Below are 20,204 nucleotides of genomic sequence, written 5' to 3' on the forward strand. Positions count from 1 at the left end.
AGAGGTTCTGATGCGCGCATCCCAATCTGCCATTTTTCGTCGGATCGATCCCTTTGCAATTCTGTCGTTTACCATACCACTTGCCGTTTATTTGCTTACTCTTGCTCCCTCAGTGACGTTTTTTGACAGTGGCGAGTTCATAACGGCCATCCATTCCCTGGGGACGGCCCATTCACCCGGCTACCCCCTCTTCGTCAATTACGGCAAACCATTCACCTGGCTCCCCTTCGGCAACATCGCTTTCCGGGTCAATATCGCCACGGCCGTTTCCGCGTCAGCGGCCTGTTTTGCCGTCTATTTTCTGACTCATTATCTGTTGAAGCGGGAAGAACTGGTTCCGGATTTACGATTTTCGGATACCTTTGCCAGGTTGTGCGGACTGGCCGCGGCCCTTGCCTTTGCCTTTTCCGCGCGGCTCTGGCTCCAGTCAAACCACGACAAACCCTATCCCCTGGTGGCTTTCATGACAGCCATGGTCTTTTATCTTCTCGTCACATGGCGCGAGCGCTACGATGAGGGAGAGATGCGGCCGTCACACATCTACCTGGGGGCATTCATCTGCGGGCTCGCCACGGGCGCCCATCAGACCATAGTGCTCATGCTCCCTGCCTATGCATGGCTGATCCTTTCCAAAAACTGGCGCCTGGCGGCAAGGGTAAAGGAGCTTGCTCTTACGGTCGCCTTCGGCCTCATGGGGTTTGCCATTCAGCTCCACATGCCGATCCGTGCCATGCGTAACCCGCTGCTCAACTGGGGAGATCCCCGGACCCTCGATCTGTTTCTCTGGAATTTCCTCCGTAAGGGATATCCGGTGGAACCGCCGGACCGGAACCTGGCCCTTGCCTGGCAGCAGCTCTCCGCCTTCAACTTGCCCCGGGAGTTCACATGGGTCGGCCTTGTTTTGCTGCTGGTGGGGATTGGCGCATTTTTCACGCGGCGCAGGGATGAAATCATCGCCTACCTGCTCGCCATTGTCTGTTCACTGCTGGTTATTGTCGGCTATTTCAACACGCCTGGCGATCTCATTTTTCTCACCGAGGAGTTCTTCACCCCGATCTACCTCCTCTCGGCAGTATTCATTGGACTGGGGCTTTTTACGCTGCTGAGGTTGGCGCTCAGGAACAATCCGGTGGAGAAACTGCGGACGGTGCCGATAAAGTTAATGGCGGGCTTGCTGCTCCTTGTTCTTCCTTCGGCCATCTGCGCCATGAATTACTACGAGAACGATCAGCACGAGAATTATGTGGCCTTTGATTACGCCACCAATACCCTGCGCTCTCTTTCGCCGGGCGCGGTTCTCTTCACATGGGGCGACAGCGGTGCCTTCCCCCTCTGGTATCTGCAGGGGGTGGAACGGATGCGCGAGGACCTGGACCTTCTGCACACGCCCCACCTGGTTTTTGATTGGTATCTGGATGCCTTCCCCCACCTGTTCGGCAGGAGCGTGCTCCGAACAATGCCGGAGAGACGGCAGTCGTCCGAAGTGGCTCTCAAACTGGCCGTGGCGGAACAGATCGTCAGCAGACCGGTCTTCATCGATTTTTCAACGCGCTACTCCCTTCCGTTTGCCGAATATGGCCTGAAGCAGCGCGGCATCTGTTACCAGTTGATCAACGACGGCGGATCCGTCCTGCGGCCGCCTGATTTGGCGGTGTGGAGGCTCTATGCCTCACGGGGATACACGAGCCAGATGGGCTTCAGGGATCTGGACACGGGCAAGGCGATACTCATTTACGCCAGCTGCCGCATGGAGGCCGGAGAAATACTGCTGCGCATGGGCTATCGCCAGCAGGGAGCCGAGGAGTTGTCGGCCGCCGCGGCCATAGCCCCCGAGTTGCGGGCACAGGTTGAGCAAGTGCTTGCGGCCTATGGAGCGAGGTGATCATGCCGTTTACGGGTGCTACCAGAGTACTGGGAATCATCGGTCAGCCGGTGTCCCATTCGCTTTCGCCTCTCATGCAGAATGCGGCGCTGCAGGCCATGGGGCTCGATTATGCGTATGTTCCCTTTGCCGTTGAGGAGGACTGCCTGGCCGACGCGGTGAGGGGGTTGGCGGCCCTGGGTGTGGTCGGTTTCAATGTGACCATTCCTCATAAATCGGCCATCCTGCCGCTGCTGGACCGGCTTTCGCCGGAAGCCGAGCTGATCGGCGCCGCCAATGTCGTAAAACGCGAAGGGAGCGATCTGGTCGGATACAACACCGACGGCACGGGGTTTATTCAGTCTCTGAGCGAAGATCTCGGTTTTACTCCGGCCGGGTGTCGGATTCTCGTCATGGGGGCCGGTGGTGCTGCCCGAGCAGCAGTTGCATCGTTGGCCGGTGCCGGGGCGGCATCGGTGGTTATCGCCAACCGGAGCATTGCCAGGGGGGAAGAGCTGTCGGCGGCGTTCAGGCGGCACTTTATCGGCACACAATTTGCTGCAATTCCCCTCGACCCGGAGAACCTGAATCGGTGCGTTCAAAATTTTGACCTTCTGGTCAACACCTCTTCCGTGGGGATGGGGGGGACTGCTTTCCCGGGCATGGATCTCTCCCGCATGGGTCCCCACGGTGCCGTGTACGACATGGTCTACGTTCCCGCCGTTACCCCCTTGCTCGCCGAGGCTGAGCGTTGCGGCATACGCTACGCCAACGGCATCGGCATGCTGGCGGCCCAGGGTGAGTGCGCGCTGGAACTATGGACCGGAGTACGGCCTCCCGAGGGACTCATGAAAGCGTGTCTCATGGCGGCTCTGATGAGCTAACTACTTCTTGACATTGGACTTTTGACGACCTACGATGGGTTCGTCGCCAATACGCCGGAGAGTCTATGCAGGCTAGCAGACTGGGAGAACTCCTGGTTCGAAACAATATCATCACCAAGGAACAGCTTGCCAAGGCACTGGACGAGCAACGAACCTCCGGCGGCCAACAGCGCCTTGGCTCCATCCTCGTCAAGAACGGCCTTGTCACTGAGCCCGATCTCACCACGTTCCTCTCCAAGCAGTACGGTGTCCCCTCCATCAATCTGAGTGAATTCGAAGCCGATATGGCGGTGGTCAAGATCATCCCCGCCGACGTGGCCCAGAAGTACCAGATCGTCCCGGTGAACAGGGCCGGTTCGACCCTGATCATTGCCATGGCTGACCCGTCGAACATCTTCGCCATCGACGACATCAAGTTCATGACCGGCTACAACGTGGAGGTGGTCGTCGCTTCCGAGTCGTCCATCAAGACTGCCATCGACAAGTACTATGACCAGTCAGCGTCTCTGGCCGACGTCATGAACGACCTGGAGATGGACGATCTGGAGGTTATCGGCGAGGACGAGGATGTAGACGTTTCTTCCCTCGAACGGGCGACCGAGGATGCGCCGGTCGTCAAGCTCGTGAACCTGATCCTCACCGACGCCATCAAGAAGAAGGCGAGTGATATCCATATCGAGCCCTATGAGCGGACCTTCCGGGTGCGCTATCGGATCGACGGCGTCCTCTACGAAGTCATGAAGCCCCCCCTGAAACTGAAAAACGCCATCACGTCGCGGATCAAGATCATGGCTGACCTGGATATTGCCGAACGGCGGCTTCCCCAGGACGGCCGCATCAAGATCAAAATGGGTGGCGGGCAGGACATGGACTACCGGGTGTCGGTCCTGCCGACCCTGTTCGGCGAGAAGGTGGTTCTGCGACTCCTGGACAAGTCGAACCTCCAGCTCGACATGACCAAGCTGGGCTACGAGCCCACGGCGTTGAGCTACTTCAAGGAGGCGATTCACAAGCCCTTCGGCATGGTGCTGGTGACCGGACCCACGGGGAGCGGCAAGACGGTTTCCCTCTATTCGGCGCTTTCCGAGCTCAACAAGACTACCGAGAACATCTCCACGGCCGAAGACCCGGTGGAGTTCAACTTCGCCGGCATCAACCAGGTGCAGATGCACGAAGATATCGGTCTTACCTTTGCCGCCGCGCTCCGCTCCTTCCTGCGTCAGGACCCGGACATCATCATGATCGGAGAGATCCGGGACTTCGAGACGGCCGAGATCGCCATCAAGGCTGCGCTTACCGGTCACTTGGTTCTCTCTACCCTTCACACCAACGATGCCCCGGCCACCATCAACCGGCTGTTGAACATGGGGGTCGAGCCGTTTCTTGTTGCCTCGGCGGTGAACCTGATTACCGCCCAGCGTCTTGCCCGGCGGGTCTGCTCCGAGTGCAAGGCCGTGGAGGAGATACCGATCCAGGCTTTGATCGATGCAGGCGTCCCTCCCGAGGAAGCTCCTGAATATGTCTGCTTTCGCGGCACCGGTTGTGCCAAGTGCAACAACACCGGCTACAAGGGGCGCGTCGGCTTCTATCAGGTAATGCCCATGCTGGAGGAAATCAGGGAGCTGATTCTCAACGGCGCCAATACGGCCGAAATCAAACGCGAATCCATGCGCCTGGGCATCAAGACCATGCGCCAATCGGGCCTGACCAAACTCAAGGAGGGGGTTACCTCCTTTGAGGAGGTGCTACGGGTTACCGTGGCTGACGACTAAACAAAATGCCATACGCGAGCGATCACGGCGTGGCTCTATCGCGGCTTCCTCAGCGTACTTCCCATAAGCCCCGGAGCCTCAATCCCGCTCATCTGAGATCTGACATTTTGTAACGGAGAACATCATAATGGCCAACATGCATCAACTCCTCACGGAACTCGTCAATCGCGGGGGCTCGGACCTTCACATCACCACTAACTCGCCCCCGCAGATCCGGGTCGACGGCCAGTTGATCCCTCTCGAGATGCCACCGCTCAATGCGGTGGACACCAAGCAGCTCTGCTACAGCATCCTTACTGAGCAGCAGAAGCACAAATTCGAGGAAGCCAACGAACTCGACCTTTCCTTCGGCATCAAGGGGCTTTCCCGTTTCCGGGGGAACGTGTTCATTCAGCGGGGCGCAGTTGCCGGCGTGTTCCGGGTGATTCCCTACAAGATTCTCACCTTTGAAGAGCTGGGTCTGCCGGTGGTGGTGAAAGAGCTGGCGGAGAAGCCTCGGGGGCTGATCCTCGTTACCGGACCCACCGGCAGCGGCAAGTCGACCACCCTGGCCGCCATCATCGACAAGATCAACACCGAACGGCACGATCATATTGTGACCATCGAGGATCCCATCGAGTACCTGCATCCTCACAAGAGTTGCGTGGTGAACCAGCGTGAGGTGGGGGCCGATACGAAAAGCTTCAAGAACGCCTTGAAATATATCCTGCGCCAGGATCCGGACGTGGTCCTCGTGGGGGAGCTCCGGGATCTGGAGACCATCGAGGCGGCCCTGACCCTTGCCGAGACCGGTCACCTCTGTCTCGCCACGCTCCACACAAACTCGGCGGTGCAGACCATCAACCGGATCGTGGACGTATTTCCCCCCTACCAGCAGCCCCAGGTCCGTGCCCAGCTTTCTTTCGTTCTGGAAGGGGTCATGTCCCAGACCCTGCTGCCGAACGTATCGGGCAAGGGGAGGGTGCTGGCCCTGGAGGTGATGGTGCCCAATCCGGCCATCCGTAACCTGATCCGCGAAGACAAGATCCACCAGATCTATTCCCAGATGCAGGTGGGGCAGGAGAAGTTCGGCATGCAGACCATGAACCAGTCGCTGTTCAGTCTGTTGCAGAAGAGACGGATTTCGCTTGATGTGGCCATGGCCCGCTCGTCCGATCCCGACGAACTCAAGCAGATGCTGGCCAGCGCCCAGCGGCCACCGGGTCAGCGCCCTCAGATGAGGTAACCGCCGCCGGATCGATCTGTACACAGGAGGAGAAAGATGCCCAAGTTCAACTGGGAAGCAAGAAGCAGGACCGGTTCCGTTCAGAAGGGGGTCATGGAGGCGGCCAGCGCAGCCGCCGTGGAGGCCCAGCTCAAAAAATACGGCTTCGGCAGCATTTCCATAAAGGAAGAGGGAAAAGGCCTCTCCATGGAGATCAAGCTTCCCGGCTTTGCCCCCAAGGTGGAAACCAAGGATCTCGTGGTATTCACGCGGCAGTTCGCCACCATGATCGACTCAGGCCTGCCTTTGGTGCAATGCCTTGACATCCTCTCCAGCCAACAGGAAAACAAAACCTTCAAGGATGTTCTCATTAGGGTCAAGGAGTCGGTTGAAGGGGGCTCAACCTTTGCTGATGCTCTGTCCAAGCATCCCAAGGTCTTTGACCAGCTCTATGTGAACCTGGTGGCTGCTGGCGAGGTCGGCGGCATCCTCGACACAATCCTGAACCGTCTTGCCGCCTATATCGAAAAAGCGATGAAACTCAAGAAGCAGGTCAAGGGGGCCATGGTCTATCCGACAACGATCATGGCAATTGCCGTCATCGTCGTCGGCGTCATTCTGATATTCGTCATTCCGACTTTTGCCAAGATGTTCCAGGAGTTTGGCGGAGAACTGCCTGGGCCGACCAAGTTTGTCATCAATCTCAGTAATTTCATTGTTAAATACATTCTCCTGATTATCGGCCTTATCTTTGCCCTTATCGTCGGATTCAAAAAGTATTACGCCACAACCGGCGGCAGAAAAAAAATAGACGCCTTTGCCCTCAAAGCACCCATTGCCGGACCAATCATCAAGAAGGTGTCCGTTGCCCGGTTTACCCGGACCCTTGGAACCCTCATCTCCAGTGGGGTGCCGATCATGGACGGGCTCGAGATCGTTGCCAAGACCGCCGGCAACAAGGTGGTGGAGGAGGCGGTGTACAAGGTCCGGCAGGCCATTTCGGAAGGTAAGACCATGGCCGAGCCGCTCCAGGAGTGTGGCGTCTTCCCCCCCATGGTCGTGCAGATGATCTCCGTGGGCGAGGCCACCGGTGCCATGGATGCCATGCTGAGCAAGATCGCCGATTTCTACGATGATGAAGTGGACGAGGCCGTGAGTGCCATGACCGCCCTGATGGAGCCGATGCTGATGGTGTTTCTCGGCACCACTGTCGGCGGTCTCGTCATTGCCATGTACCTGCCGATCTTCAAGCTTGCGGGAACTGTTGGCGGCTAAATGATGAAGGAAAGCCGGCGCGTTGTCTGGTTCATCCTTGCCCGGATGATTGTGGTGTCACTGTTTCTGGTGTCCACCATCATCCTGAGAATGAAGGGGACCGGCCCCTTGGGTGTGCATGCCCTCGAGGGGATAACGAAGATCGTAGTGGCCACCTACGGCTTCTCGATAGTGTCCCTTCTTTTCCTCAGGGTTACCGCGCGCTACGATCAGACCGTTACCTATTTCCAGATCATCTGGGACATCCTCTTCGTGACACTGCTGATCCTTTTTACCGGCGGCGTCACGAGCCCCTTTTCCTTCCTGTATCTGCTCGCCATAACCAGCGCCAGCGTGCTGCTCGCCCGTCGGGAAGCCCTCTATACGGCATCCCTCTGCGCCATCATTTATGGCGCCATTATGGATTTGCAGTATTTCGGCAGGCTGGTTGACCTGGGGCTCAGTCCCGTGCCGGCGCAGAAGCTGGGCACCACGTACATCTTTTATACGATTTTTCTCAATATCATCGCCTTTTGCTCCACCGCGCTCCTCACCGGCTACCTGGCGGAACGGGCGCGTCGCAGCGAAACCGAGCTTGAACAGAAGGCCATCGACTATGACGAGCTCGAACGTCTCAACAGCACTATCGTCTCGAATCTGAACAGCGGACTCATTACCGTCACGGGCGATGGGAGGATCCGGGTCTTCAACCGGTACGCCGAGGCCCTTACCGGTATCGGCCTTGCCGAGGCCTATGACTGCCACCTGTTCGACGTGTTGCCGGGATTCCGTGTCTACGCGGATGTGCTTGCCAACGTCAAAAGAGGTGAGTTCGAGTTCATTGCCAAGATGGGAAGGAAGCTTACCATCGGCTTCAGCAGCGTGCCGCTCATGTTGAAAGACAGCGACGCAGCCGGTATCCTGCTCAATTTCCAGGATGTAACCCAGGTCAGGAGGATGGAGGAAAGCCTCAAGAAGTCTGACCGGTTGGCAGCCATTGGCGAGCTTTCCGCCCGGATTGCCCACGAGATCCGCAACCCTCTGGCCGCCATCAGCGGGTCGACCCAGCTCATTGCCCAGGGGGGAGCCGTGTCCGACCCCGACCGGCGCCTCTTCGACATCGTCCTGAGGGAAACGGACCGGCTCAACGGCCTGATCAGCGATTTTCTCGCCTATGCCCGCCCCAACCAGCCCGAGCCGCGGCCGGTTGATTTCCATTCACTCGTGGCGGAACTGGCAGCGCTCGTCACGTCCGACGAGCGGTTCGAGGGTGTTGTGATCGACAACCGGGTCGACAGTACGTTCAGGCCGTTGCTGGACCCGGATCAGTTTCGCCAGGTTCTCTGGAACCTGATGGGCAATGCCGCAGGGGCCATGCCCGATGGCGGGACTATCACGGTGGAGGCTGGCCAATCCGACGAGATTCGCGGCGGCGGGCAGCGGCGCATCACCTATCGTATTTCGGTTGCCGACACCGGCCTCGGCATGGACGAAGCCACCGTAGCCCGTATTTTCGAACCGTTTTTCACCACCAAGTCCACTGGTACCGGCCTCGGTCTCGCAACCGTCCACCGGATTGTGGAGGCCCACGGCGGCAGGATTGCCGTTGAAAGTACGCCGGGTAAAGGCACTATGTTCGTCATCTTTCTGCCGACTCCCCCATCCAGCGGAGAGTAGGCAATCAGTCAGTAACCGCCAGAAGGGACTATCATGGAAATTCATGTTCTCGTAGTGGACGATGAACTGAGCATGCGCGAATTCCTCGCCATCCTGCTCGACCGGGAGGGCTATACCGTCGACCAGGCCGCCAGCGCCGAAGAGGCGCTGGCCTGTCTTGAACGCAAGACGTATGATCTGGTCATCTCCGACGTAAAGATGCCGGGGCTTGATGGCATTACCCTCCTGGGCCGCATCAAGGAGATGACGCCCGACACTGCCGTCCTCCTCATGACGGCCTTTTCCACTGCCGAGCAGGCCGTGGAAGCCATGAAGCTCGGGGCGTACGACTACATTGCCAAACCCTTCAAGGTGGAAGAGGTCAAGATTCTCGCCCGCAACGCCCTGGAAAAGAGGGATCTCAAGAGGGAGAACCTGCGGCTTCGCCAGGAGGTGCAGGAGCGGTACAGCTTCAGCGGTCTGATCGGTAAGAGCAAGAAGATGCGCGAGGTCTACTCCCTGATCGAAAAAGTGGCGCCAAGTACCGCGAATGTTCTCATTCTCGGTGAGAGCGGCACCGGCAAGGAGCTGGTGGCCCGCGCCATCCACTACAACAGCCAACGCAAGGGAAAACCCTTTGTGGCGGTCAACTGCGGCGCCATTCCCGAAACCCTCATGGAGAGTGAATTCTTCGGTCACAAAAAGGGGGCGTTCACCGGCGCCGTTGGTGACCGGGCGGGGCTCTTCGAGCAGGCCGAGGGTGGTACCCTTTTCCTGGACGAAATCGGAGAAGTGCCGCTCCAGCTTCAGGCCAAACTTTTGCGGGCCATCCAGGAAAAGGAATTCCGCAGGGTAGGGGGAACCCTTGACCAGAAGGCCGACGTGCGGCTGGTGGCCGCCTCCAATCGTGATTTGGAAGAGCAGGTGAAGGAAGGGAGTTTCCGGGAGGATCTCTTTTATCGCCTCAACGTGGTCCAGGTCAAAATGCCCCCACTCCGTGAGCGTGGAGATGATATCCCCATCCTGGTTGAGCACTTTTACAAAAAGTACGTCCAGCCCCCCTACAGCGACCGCATCATAACCCAGGGGGCGCTGAAGCTGCTCATGTCATACGGATTTCCGGGCAACGTCCGTGAGCTGGAGAACCTGGTCGAGCGCTGCTCCGTGCTCGGCAATCGCGAGATCTCGGAAGAATGTCTCCCGCCGCAGCTCCACGCGGGTAAACGGCCTGAATGTGGCGCGGTCACCGAGTGCGAACTGCCGGAAGAGGGCATGGACCTCGAAGCCTACCTGGACGGCATTGAAAAGCGAATTCTGCTTCAGGCACTGGAACGCAGCGGCGGTGTGAAAAAGAAGGCGGCCGAACTTTTGAAGCTTACGTTCCGTTCTTTCCGGTATCGCCTGGCAAAATTTGGCATGGATGAGGAGTGAAGAGGAGCCAGTGACGAAAATCGTCAGACACAAGTGACGAAATAGGTGGTGAAGGGGTAGGTTGAAGCGGTTGCGTTGTGTAACGTGCTGAAATTGTAGCCATGTATAAGTTGGTTCGGCTTTTGCTATGTTCACGATAACGTTTAAGGATTAAACGGATAATTGGCCAATTACCCCCATACCCCAACACAAGCAGCAAAAAGAAGAAAGGAGACACTTATGCTTCAGAAACTCAGAAACAGGAAAGGTTTCACCCTTATCGAGCTGCTGATCGTCGTTGCGATCATCGGTATTCTCGCTGCAATTGCGATTCCGCAGTTCTCGGCGTATCGTGTCAAGGCGTACAACAGCGCGGCGTCAAGCGACTTGAGAAACCTGAAGACTGCTCTTGAGTCCGCATTTGCTGATGATCAAACCTATCCGCCCGAAAGTTAATTGATTAAATACATACTGGAGGAAACCATGAAAAAGATCATTACTATAGTTGCTATGTTGCTCGCAATGCAGGGAATAGCCATTGCCGCCGGGAAAATTCCTACAACAACGATGGGTGGCAAGGACTTTACTTTCAAACCTTCTACTAACGTGAGTGTTTCCTACTTCACTACGAACGGTGCAACTTCTACCGCGGGAACTGTCAATACCGATTATGCTGTCAATACCAAAAACTCTTCTGGTAACCGGGTGTTCACCTCAACCAATAATACATCTAACATCTGGTACATCGAAAATGATGCATGGAAAGGTAAGGCAGTTTCAGATAGCGATGTTACCGCCTTGGGAACCGGTGACGTAGGCAAGTCTGATTTTTCTGGTACCGAGTGGAAGTCGCAGTAGTCATATCGGATAACTGATTGAAAAAGGGGGGCATGTTTATGCCCCCCTTTTTCAATCATGAGCTTTTATGAATAAAAAGATAAAATCCATCAATGATTTAAACCGCGGTGCAACATCTGGTGATGACTTGTTGGATTGGGTCAGTCTCGTAGTTGTCGGAATAGTTGTTACACTTGCGTATTTGCCGGCTCTTACATCTGGTTTCTTGAGTCTTGACGATATTGCTCTCGTCAAGACATTCATGACTTCTGAAATATCGTTGAAGTCTCTTTTTGTCGGCGCAAGTGGCGACTATTTCAGGCCGATTACCATACTGTCCTACTTCCTGGATGTCAAGGCGGGAGATGCGGATCCACTTATCTCTCACATTCTTAATGTTGGATTGCATCTTTTTAACACGTTCCTTGTATTTGTATTGTCTCGTGCTTATCTGAACAAAGTTACCGATTCCAGATGGCCCTCTCTCGCGGCCGCTCTTATTTTCGGTCTTTCCCCGCTCAATACGGAATCTGTGGTGTGGGTTTCAGGAAGAACCGACTTGCTCTGTTGTTTCTTTTTTTTACTTAGCCTTAATCTTATCATCGCTAAGAATACTTTTCCTCAGTTGTTGACTGCCGGAGCCATCAGTATTTGTTTTCTCTGTTCTCTCCTGGCTAAAGAATCTTCAATTGCTCTTTTGGGAATAGTTCCATTTTTTCTGTGGTCAGGGCAAAATTCTGGTATGGGAAGCAGGCGGTTTCTGGTCCTGATTGCAATGGGAAGTGCTCTCGCAGCTTATCTTATTCTGAGATTTGGAATAGATTTTTCCGTTGATAACGGTGTCGCAAAAGTAGTTGAAGGGGGAAAAACAAAGAGCATCAGCATGTTGTTATATGAAAGCATCGTTGCAATGGGATTTTATTTCAGCAAGCTATTGTGGCCATTTCCTCTTAATTTTGCCATAGTGTCGATTAATCGGCCGTTATCTGCCGTAATCGCCTTTGCCGGCATTTTTTCGTTGAGTTGTCTTTACCTTCGAGTTGCCATTACTCGCTTACCTATTCTCATTATGGTCATGTGTATAATCCCACCAATTATGGCAATACATGGGAAACTTGCGTGGACTCCCTATGCCGAGAGGTACCTCTATCTCCCCATGGTTGGGTTCGCGATGTTTGCTGGATGGGCAGTGACTCAATTGCCTAAGAGGCTAGCCTCTTTTGCGGTGATCGCATTACTTCTTCTTGCGTTTCCAACCCTCTCGCGAGCAGTAATTTGGTCAAATTCAGAAGTTTTCTGGCGTGAGACAATAGAAAAGTCTCCCGAATTTCCCCGAAGTTACGTCGGTTATGCGGCAGAGCTAATAAAGCTAAGGCGGTATGATGAGGCTGAACAGAACCTGAAGCGCGCTCTTGACATGAAATATGAGACATATTTTGTATGGCAGAATCTGGCAACTATTTATCAGGAGCGCGGTGATCATTCTCAATACGAGAATGCCATGTTGCGCGCAATCTCACTCTCCAAAACACCGACAGAGTTATACATAAAGCTGATCCAGAATCTCCTTTGGCACGGAACTAAGAGCGAAAACTCCCGGAAAGCCTACCAAAAAGCTGCAAACTATTATCTGCTCGCGTATGAGAAGGATAAGAATTTCGGAGAAGGTTTATATAATGCGGCCAAACTCTATTTGATCCTTGGTGATCAACGCAAGGCACGTTGTTATTTCGAGCTCTTTCTGGCTCATCCGGGAGACAGCCTTTATAGGCCAGCTGCCAGGAAAATGCTGGATAAAATAGTAACACATGATAATCTTGGTGGAGCTGCCATATGACACAAATAATCGTACTGTCTGTCAAAGGTATTATAAGGGATAGAGTGCTGCATGGAGTAGGTATAGTTTCGTTGTTTTTACTCTTTATCCCCTCCCTTAGCTCACTGTCCATGCGACAGGTGGCTGAATTATCAATAACACTTTCGCTTTCATTCATATCATTCCTGCTGGTTGTGTTGTCAATCTTTCTTGGCGGAACTCAACTGTGGAAGGATATCGAACGGCGCTACACTTTCAGCGTTCTGAGTCTTCCCGTCAGCCGGACCAGTTACCTGCTTGGGAAATATGCGGCGGTGGCATGCTTTATTGCTACAGTCTGCGGTATTCTGCTGTGTGCATCACTCGCCGTCATCATGATCTCCTCAACCACGCATGCGCCTGATCGGCCTGTGGCCTGGGATGCCATCGTATTGTGCGTTCTATTCGACGCCATGAAAGCACTTCTTCTTGTTGCGTTCGCTTTCCTGTTCTCGACGGTGAGCACCTCGCTCTTTCTTCCTATCTTCGGAACCATCGCTATATATTTTGCCGGTAATGCCAGCCAGCAGGTCTATGAGTACATTACGGCCGGCGGGGGACAGCAGCTTCCAGAGATTATGAGGCTAACGACCAAGATCCTGTACTACGTTCTCCCAAATCTGAGTGCCTTTGACCTGAAAACTTACGCCATTTATTCCGTGCCTCTTGACCTGCAGGGACTTGCCACCACTAGCGCTTACTTCGTTGTTTACACAGCGATTGTCCTCCTCTGCGCCTCCATGATCTTCAGCCGCAAGGAAATGAACTGATGAAAGGGAAGGCGCTGGCACTACTGCTGCTCATTGGTTTGTACGGCGTTGTCATGGTGCCGTTCACCGACCACATGAGGGGGCGTCCCTTTGTGGAAAAACTGGGATACCTCCCGGCGAGCGATGCCCTCAAGGTGCTTGTTGCCGATCAGAAGCAGTCTGTTGGGGCTTCGCTCATTATGAAGGTCATGATGTATTTTGGCGGCAAGGTGAGCGGTGGCAACCTGAAAGTTACGACTGACGTCGACTACAAGGCCATGTCGAGGACTGTCCATGCCGCTCTTAAGCTTGACCCGTACAATATGGATGGATATTACTTTGCTCAGGCAATTTTGGTATGGGATGTAAAGCAATATCGTCTTGCCAATGATCTGTTGGAATACGGGATGAAGTACCGCACTTGGGACTGGTATCTGCCTTTTTTTGCCGGGTTTAACTATGCATTTTTCCTGAAGGATTACCCTAATGCCGCCAGAATGTACATGCGAGCCGGAGATCTGTCCGGTGAACCTCTGTTCAAGAAACTGGCCGGGCGGTACCTGCAGCAATCAGGTCAGACTGAAATAGCAATCGCGTATCTGACGACCATGGAGAAGGGGGCACGGGATAAAGCGGTCAAGGAGTCATTTCGTATTCGGCTCACCGCGTTTAGACGTGTCTTGTTGATCGAGAAAGCCCGTGACGGGTTTATTGCCGAACATGGCAGGCTTCCGTCAAGTGTGGAGGAGATGTTAGCGAAGGGATACCTGAAATCAATCCCTGCAGATCCCTATGGTGGCAAGTTCTACCTTGAGCCCACCGGGGATGTGAGCACTACCAGCAAATTTGCATTTGCAGGAGTTCAGAATAACTGAAGAGGGGAATTTCATGGGTACGTTCATCAATGGTGAGACAGCAGGTGCGTCTGCTATTGCAATAGACAGCATCTCTAAGACCTATATCGGTAAAAAGAGAGTTCGAGTTGAAGCGCTGAAAGATGTTTCACTGACAGTGGGGCTCGGCGAGGTCTTTGGTTTCCTTGGGCCGAACGGCGCGGGGAAGAGCACCACTATTAAGTGCCTTGTGGGCCTCATGCGTCCAACAAAGGGAACTGCTACGATAATGGGAGAAAGCATCCCATCAATTGCTTCACGGCGCAACATCGGGTATTTGCCCGAAAATCCCTCGTTCTATGATTACCTCTCTGCGGAGGAGTATATACGCTTTGTTGGGTCGGCATTCCAGATGCCGGCCGACGAATTGACTCGGAAGAGCGAGGAAGTTCTTAAGCTGCTTGAGCTTTGGGATGCCCGCAAACGTCCAATCCGGAGCTATAGTAAAGGAATGGTCCAGCGCGTTGGTCTGGCCCAAGTGCTCGTTCACGATCCTGATGTGTATATCCTGGATGAGCCCATGAGCGGACTTGACCCTTTGGGGCGTTCGCTGGTGAAGGAGATTATCAGTGACCTGAAGAGGCGGGGGAAAACGGTATTTTTCAGCACTCATATTATTGATGATGTTGAAAAGATTTGCGACCGCGTCGGGATTATTTCCGGTGGGGTTTTGAAAAGCGTCGAGCATGTTGACAGAATATTGGAACAAGGAGTGACGGGCTACACAATAACAGCCCAGAATGACAAAGGAGAAACTCTAATCCTTTCTGTAGATCGTGACGGATTGGGTGACAAGCTGACATCCTTGGCCACGGTAGGTTGTACTGTGTCTCTCATAGAACCTGTCAGAAAAAATCTCGAGAGATTTTTTCTCGACATCATTAAAGAGTCTAACGGGCCGGAATGATTGTGAGCTTCCAAGCATTTCTAAGGATCTGTCGTCCTCTCCAATGGCTCAAGAACCTAATGCTCTTTTTCCCTCCCTTCCTTTCCGGGACAATCTTTACCCCGGAAGTCGCAGTCAAGGGGATACCTGCTTTCAGTGCCTTTTGTCTCGCCTCCAGCGCCGGCTACATACTCAATGACATTATGGATAGTGAGCAGGACCGGCTCCATCCGACGAAGCGGTTCCGTCCCCTGCCTTCCGGTGTAGTGAGTCCTGCCGTGGCAACTGCCCTTGCCGGTTTTCTGGTGTTAGCAGGAATCGGGGTTGCGGCAATAACCCAGTCCCCGCGCTTTTTGTTGTTCCTGCTGCTCTATCTCCTGGTCACGGCAATTTATTCCCTTAAGGTCAAAGATATACCCCTTCTTGACGTGTTTTGTGTGGCAACAGGTTTCATCATCCGCCTTGAGGCCGGTGGCGAGGCTTTTGCAGTACCGATATCGAGCTGGCTCTTCCTCAGTGTGTTTCTCCTGGCGCTCTTCCTGAGCATCGGCAAACGCCTTACCGAGAAGCACAACCTGGGAGACGGGGCAGGACTCCATCGCAAGAGTCTGGCCGGCTACCCCGACGGTTTTTTGGAGGGAGCCATGTATTTGACGGGAGGGGCGGTACTTGTCACGTACAGCATGTACACCCTTTCCCGTAGTCATTTGTTTTATACCGTTCCTCTCTGCTGTTTCGGGCTCTTACGGTATATTTTGAGGGTGAAATCAGGTCAGAGCGGGGATCCGACCGAATCGCTCTTGAAAGACATCCCGCTGCTGCTGGTAAGCTTGGCCTGGGCTGCCATCATCGGCTGGCGCCTCTATTTCTAGGAGTTCAATGCGGACTGCGTTGCTACAAAACCTTTTCAGCCTTTTCCCCTTTGACCTGCACGGGGACTGCGATGTGCCGCCGGCGCGGGACGGTATCAGGGTGTCCTGCATCATCAATTTCTACGGGCGCCTGAACGTTCTTGCCGGTATTCTCTGGTCCCTTGCCCAGCAGGATTTCCCTCGGTCGGCCTTTGAGGTGATCTTGGTCGAAGATCGCGGAGGCAGCGATGAGGGGAGGGCGCTGGCCGAGGAATTTTCCTCACGCTTGCCCATTGTCTATGCTCCTCTCGACAAACAGTATGGCCTCATGGGGTACTCAAGAAACTTCGGGCTTGAGCGATCGCGGGGAGAATTCATTCTTTTTCTCGACGATGACACCATAATCCTGCAGGACGATTTTCTGAAAACAATGGTGGCCTATTTTGACGCGCAGCCCGGCGTTTCGGCCATAATGCCCCACGGCGAGGCCAGTTTCGCCTTTGTGGACGACCGCTATGATTTTCACGACCCGTTTTTCATGACGAGCCGTTGCACGGCCTATCGCCGCACAGTGCTTGCCTCTCTGGGCGGGTTCATGTCGTCATTCATCGGCCAGGAGGATGTTGAGTTCGTCATCCGTTTCCATGCGGCCGGCAATCGTTGCGCTGCCGTACCGCAACTGGCCTACCGGCATCCGCCGCTCTATGTCACGAACCTCGGCAAACCAATGGCGGTGGGGTCTTCTTTTTATGGGATCAGAAAACGCTATCCGTTGGTTACATGGTTATTGGCGGTGGTCAACTGTTCACGTCATCTGCCGCTGGTGCTGGCGCCATCACGCAAGTACCGGGAAATGGGTCGCTTTGGGCTCGGATTTCTGTGGGGTGTGCTGACGGCCCCCTTTCGCAGCGGTAGCCTTAACTATCGATAGGTCATGCAGATGAACCCAGGGACAGGGAGTCAGGCACAAGAAGAGATCATTATCGAGGCGGGGCGGACTGAAGTCCGCTACTGGAGCGATGTCTGGCGCTATCGTGAGCTGTTTTACTTCCTGGCTTGGCGCGACATTCTCGTCCGGTACAAGCAGACGGCCATCGGCATTGCATGGAGCGTACTGCGTCCTCTGGCGACCATGGTTGTCTTTACGCTTGTCTTTGGGACATTTGCCGGTCTTCCCTCTCAGGGTGCACCCTACCCGGTCATGGTTTTCGCTGCCATGCTCCCCTGGCAATTCTTTGCCACAGCCCTCGCCGAATGCAGCAATTCGCTGGTAGTCAACAGCAACCTACTTTCAAAGGTCTACTTCCCCCGACTGATTGTTCCCTCAAGCGCAATCATTGTCTGCGTCGTGGATTTCGTCATCTCGCTTGTCCTGCTTTTCCTGCTCATGAGTTGGTATGGCGTGTGGCCTGACTGGCGTATGCTGACGCTGCCGCTGTTTTCCTTGCTGGCGCTGCTCTGTGCTCTAGGGAGCGGTTTGTGGCTGGCTGCCCTCAATGTCAAATACCGCGATTTCCGCTACGTGGTGCCCTTTATCGTGCAGTTCGGCCTTTATATCTCGCCGGTGGGGTTCAGCAGTTCAGTGGTGCCGGAGCGCTGGCGACTGATCTATTCGCTGAATCCCATGGTGGGCGTGATCGACGGGTTTCGCTGGGCGATTCTTGGTGAAGGGCAGAAACTGAGCTGGGACGGGCTTGCATTGGCGGTCGCCGGCACTGCCGTACTTCTCGTGTTTGGCATTCGATACTTCAGACAAACCGAACGTGCCTTCGCCGATATTATCTGAGAAACTATGAGCAACGTCATTTCGGTCGAGAACCTCGGTAAAAAATACCTCATCAGCCACCAGGGCAGGGAACCCTACACGGCCCTACGCGACGTGCTTACCGATGGGGCGCGTGCGTTCTACCGCCGGTTGTTTTCGCCCGGAACGAGCCAAGCGGACGCACAGGCCGAGGAGTTTTGGGCGCTGAAGGATGTTTCGTTCGAGGTGAAGCAGGGTGATCGAATTGGTATCATCGGCCGCAACGGGGCTGGGAAGTCGACGCTGCTCAAGATACTGAGCCGTATTACCGAGCCGACAGAGGGGCGCGTCAGGATCAGGGGACGGGTAGCGAGCCTTCTGGAAGTTGGGACCGGCTTTCACCCTGAACTAACCGGACGGGAAAATATTTTTCTGAACGGGGCCATACTCGGTATGAACCGGGCGGAGATCGCCCGCAAGTTTGATGAGATTGTTGCTTTTGCGGAGATTGAGAAGTTTCTCGATACGCCGGTGAAGAGATATTCTTCGGGGATGTACGTACGGCTGGCTTTCGCCGTGGCGGCGCATCTGGAACCAGAGATCCTAATTGTTGATGAGGTGCTGGCGGTAGGGGATGCACAGTTTCAAAATAAATGTCTTGGCAAGATGGAGGATGTATCGACAAAAGAAGGTAGGACGGTGCTGTTTGTAAGTCATAATATGGGGGCTATCGACCGATTGTGTACTCGGGCGGTTCTGCTCGAAAGGGGGCGGGTCCGTCTCGCCGACTTCACAAAGCCCGTGATTCAGATGTACTTGGACAAGGCGAAGAACGCGATATCTGCCTGGAGCTGCTCAACATCAATTCCTGACTTTGATGGGATCTTTTTCGAATCAATTAGCATCGTCAACAAGGACAGAAAGATTGCAGAGGTTTTGCCCTCTAATGAACCATTCTCGATTACCCTTGTGGTCAATGCCACCGCTTCGCTAAAGGGAGTGCAGATCGCCATCAGAATAACCAACGAGCAAGGGATTCCAATTCTCACCACAACCAACTGTGATAAGGCAGGAAAGCTGCAGGAGATCAGCAGGGGGAGGTACCGGTACACAGTTTCTCTTCCGGCAAGTTTTCTGCCACCTGGGTATTACACGCTGATTGTTGCCTCCTTTGTCCCCGGTGAAAAGCTGTTCGACGGCGTTGAAGACAAGCTTGGGTTTTGCATCGATGATATGGGCTCGCTTGCGACTCTGATGAAGGATGGTCGGCTAGGAGTTGTGACCCCCCTGATGCCTTGGGACGAGGTTCGTTTATGACTGGCATCGTCACTGCAAATTGGTGGACCTCACTGATATACCGGGTGTTTGTCCGAACAGCCTGTTTACGTGCAGGGAGAGGATTGCTTCCGAATATTTGGGAGTGGCTGTGGCGCTTGAGTTGCAACATCATTGAAGGGCCAGTTGATATTACCATTCACAACCGCCCCGCCATCGTCAACTTTGGATACACCTATCCAATTTACATGCGCTGCTACCCCGAACTGAACGCTCCGTTGGTGGAGTTGACCTATCAATGCTGGCGATCACGAGGTACTGCGATTTGCATCGTCGATGTCGGGGCAGCCGTTGGGGACACCATGCTATTGCTACATTCCAACCTCCCCGAAGCTGTCGGTTCTTTCGTATGTATTGAAGGAGACCAGGAGTTTTACCGTTACCTCCAACACAATCTGGGGCACATGACGGAGGGAAGACTAATTAATGTCGTGGTGGCCGACCAGGAGACTGAGGTCTCGGATCTGGTCAGGATTCATACCGGCACCGCGAGCGCCCAAGGGGAGAGGACCCGTGGCGCAAGTACCCTGTCTGCGGTAGTTACGGAAGAGATTGACCTGATTAAAATTGATGTCGATGGCTTCGATGGGCGGGTGTTGCTTGGCGCAGAAGACTTACTGAAACGCTGCCGTCCGTTGGTGATTTTTGAGTGGCATCCCAGCCTCTGTCGCCAAACTGGGAACAACTGGACCGATCATTTTGATGTCCTCGCGCGTTGTGGCTACTCCCGGTGCCTGTGGTTCACAAAATTTGGTCACTTCAGCCACTTCAGTTTCGGCCACTGCCGCGAGGAGATCGATACCCTCGCCGAGTACTGTATGAGTGACGTAGTGAAGGACTGGCATTACGACGTGATCGCCTTACACGATGACAGCGATCTTTCTCTGCTGCTGCTTTCGCAACTGGGGTTTGCGAAGGCCAGGCCGTCCCGGTACTGATGATGTCACATTTGATTCATAGGGTTACGGAGCGATTGGAATATCTGTTCCTGCGAATCTGGTGTCTGAAGATGC

At 54.4% G+C, this 20,204-nt stretch carries 18 protein-coding genes; all 18 read left to right on the plus strand.

The genetic code is table 11. The features are described 5' to 3' along the window. Nucleotides 1–10 precede the first annotated feature (10 nt). The 18 genes from GS_RS07410 to GS_RS07495 all read left to right on the plus strand — a co-directional run bounded on the left by GS_RS07410 (nucleotide 11) and on the right by GS_RS07495 (nucleotide 20,129). On the plus strand, nucleotides 11–1,882 hold the full coding sequence (locus GS_RS07410) for a glycosyltransferase family 117 protein (RefSeq protein ID WP_010942135.1): 1,872 nt from the start codon (nucleotides 11–13) through the stop codon (nucleotides 1,880–1,882). 2 nt (nucleotides 1,883–1,884) lie between these two features. After that, entirely contained in the window at nucleotides 1,885–2,745 is an 861-nt protein-coding gene (gene aroE, locus GS_RS07415) for a shikimate dehydrogenase (RefSeq protein WP_010942136.1), read from the plus strand. A gap of 65 nt (nucleotides 2,746–2,810) precedes the next feature. Then, nucleotides 2,811–4,517 carry a type IV-A pilus assembly ATPase PilB gene (pilB, locus tag GS_RS07420; RefSeq protein WP_010942137.1) on the plus strand — a complete coding sequence of 569 codons (1,707 nt, stop codon included), beginning with the start codon at nucleotides 2,811–2,813 and terminating at the stop codon, nucleotides 4,515–4,517. A gap of 127 nt (nucleotides 4,518–4,644) precedes the next feature. Further along, a complete protein-coding gene (locus GS_RS07425) occupies nucleotides 4,645–5,742 on the plus strand; it encodes a type IV pilus twitching motility protein PilT (RefSeq protein WP_010942138.1) in 1,098 nt (365 codons plus the stop codon). A gap of 36 nt (nucleotides 5,743–5,778) precedes the next feature. Continuing rightward, nucleotides 5,779–6,996: a type II secretion system F family protein gene (locus GS_RS07430; RefSeq protein WP_010942139.1), complete on the plus strand. Its 1,218-nt coding sequence runs from the start codon at nucleotides 5,779–5,781 to the stop codon at nucleotides 6,994–6,996. A gap of 3 nt (nucleotides 6,997–6,999) precedes the next feature. Beyond that, nucleotides 7,000–8,652, plus strand: a complete 1,653-nt coding sequence (locus GS_RS07435; protein WP_010942140.1) for a two-component system sensor histidine kinase NtrB — start codon at nucleotides 7,000–7,002, stop codon at nucleotides 8,650–8,652. Between the two features lie 33 nt (nucleotides 8,653–8,685). Further along, entirely contained in the window at nucleotides 8,686–10,062 is a 1,377-nt protein-coding gene (locus GS_RS07440) for a sigma-54-dependent transcriptional regulator (protein WP_010942141.1), read from the plus strand. Between the two features lie 219 nt (nucleotides 10,063–10,281). Continuing rightward, complete coding sequence (locus GS_RS07445) at nucleotides 10,282–10,497, plus strand: type IV pilin protein (protein ID WP_049786599.1); 216 nt, start codon at nucleotides 10,282–10,284, stop codon at nucleotides 10,495–10,497. Nucleotides 10,498–10,524: 27 nt separating this feature from the next. Next, the gene (locus tag GS_RS07450) at nucleotides 10,525–10,899 is read left to right on the plus strand and encodes a hypothetical protein (protein ID WP_010942143.1); all 375 of its coding nucleotides are present in this window, start codon (nucleotides 10,525–10,527) and stop codon (nucleotides 10,897–10,899) included. Nucleotides 10,900–10,966: 67 nt separating this feature from the next. Beyond that, nucleotides 10,967–12,715: a tetratricopeptide repeat protein gene (locus tag GS_RS07455; RefSeq protein ID WP_010942144.1), complete on the plus strand. Its 1,749-nt coding sequence runs from the start codon at nucleotides 10,967–10,969 to the stop codon at nucleotides 12,713–12,715. After that, a complete protein-coding gene (locus tag GS_RS07460) occupies nucleotides 12,712–13,503 on the plus strand; it encodes an ABC transporter permease (protein WP_010942145.1) in 792 nt (263 codons plus the stop codon). The genes GS_RS07455 and GS_RS07460 overlap by 4 nt, the downstream gene beginning before the upstream one ends. Then, nucleotides 13,503–14,357, plus strand: coding sequence for a hypothetical protein (locus tag GS_RS07465; protein ID WP_010942146.1), 855 nt, complete (start codon nucleotides 13,503–13,505; stop codon nucleotides 14,355–14,357). The genes GS_RS07460 and GS_RS07465 overlap by 1 nt, the downstream gene beginning before the upstream one ends. 13 nt (nucleotides 14,358–14,370) lie before the next feature. Continuing rightward, the gene (locus GS_RS07470; protein ID WP_010942147.1) at nucleotides 14,371–15,282 is read left to right on the plus strand and encodes an ABC transporter ATP-binding protein; all 912 of its coding nucleotides are present in this window, start codon (nucleotides 14,371–14,373) and stop codon (nucleotides 15,280–15,282) included. After that, nucleotides 15,279–16,133 carry a decaprenyl-phosphate phosphoribosyltransferase gene (locus GS_RS07475; RefSeq protein WP_010942148.1) on the plus strand — a complete coding sequence of 285 codons (855 nt, stop codon included), beginning with the start codon at nucleotides 15,279–15,281 and terminating at the stop codon, nucleotides 16,131–16,133. Before GS_RS07470 ends, GS_RS07475 begins: the two co-directional genes overlap by 4 nt. Before the next feature lie 100 nt (nucleotides 16,134–16,233). Then, nucleotides 16,234–17,043, plus strand: a complete 810-nt coding sequence (locus GS_RS07480) for a glycosyltransferase (protein WP_235044999.1) — start codon at nucleotides 16,234–16,236, stop codon at nucleotides 17,041–17,043. Between the two features lie 3 nt (nucleotides 17,044–17,046). Beyond that, complete coding sequence (locus tag GS_RS07485; protein WP_010942150.1) at nucleotides 17,047–17,898, plus strand: ABC transporter permease; 852 nt, start codon at nucleotides 17,047–17,049, stop codon at nucleotides 17,896–17,898. 6 nt (nucleotides 17,899–17,904) lie between these two features. After that, a complete protein-coding gene (locus GS_RS07490) occupies nucleotides 17,905–19,173 on the plus strand; it encodes an ABC transporter ATP-binding protein (RefSeq protein WP_010942151.1) in 1,269 nt (422 codons plus the stop codon). Next, on the plus strand, nucleotides 19,170–20,129 hold the full coding sequence (locus GS_RS07495; protein WP_010942152.1) for an FkbM family methyltransferase: 960 nt from the start codon (nucleotides 19,170–19,172) through the stop codon (nucleotides 20,127–20,129). The genes GS_RS07490 and GS_RS07495 overlap by 4 nt, the downstream gene beginning before the upstream one ends. Nucleotides 20,130–20,204: the final 75 nt, after the last annotated feature.

This window comes from Geobacter sulfurreducens PCA (assembly GCF_000007985.2).
In the GTDB taxonomy this organism is placed as follows: domain Bacteria; phylum Desulfobacterota; class Desulfuromonadia; order Geobacterales; family Geobacteraceae; genus Geobacter; species Geobacter sulfurreducens.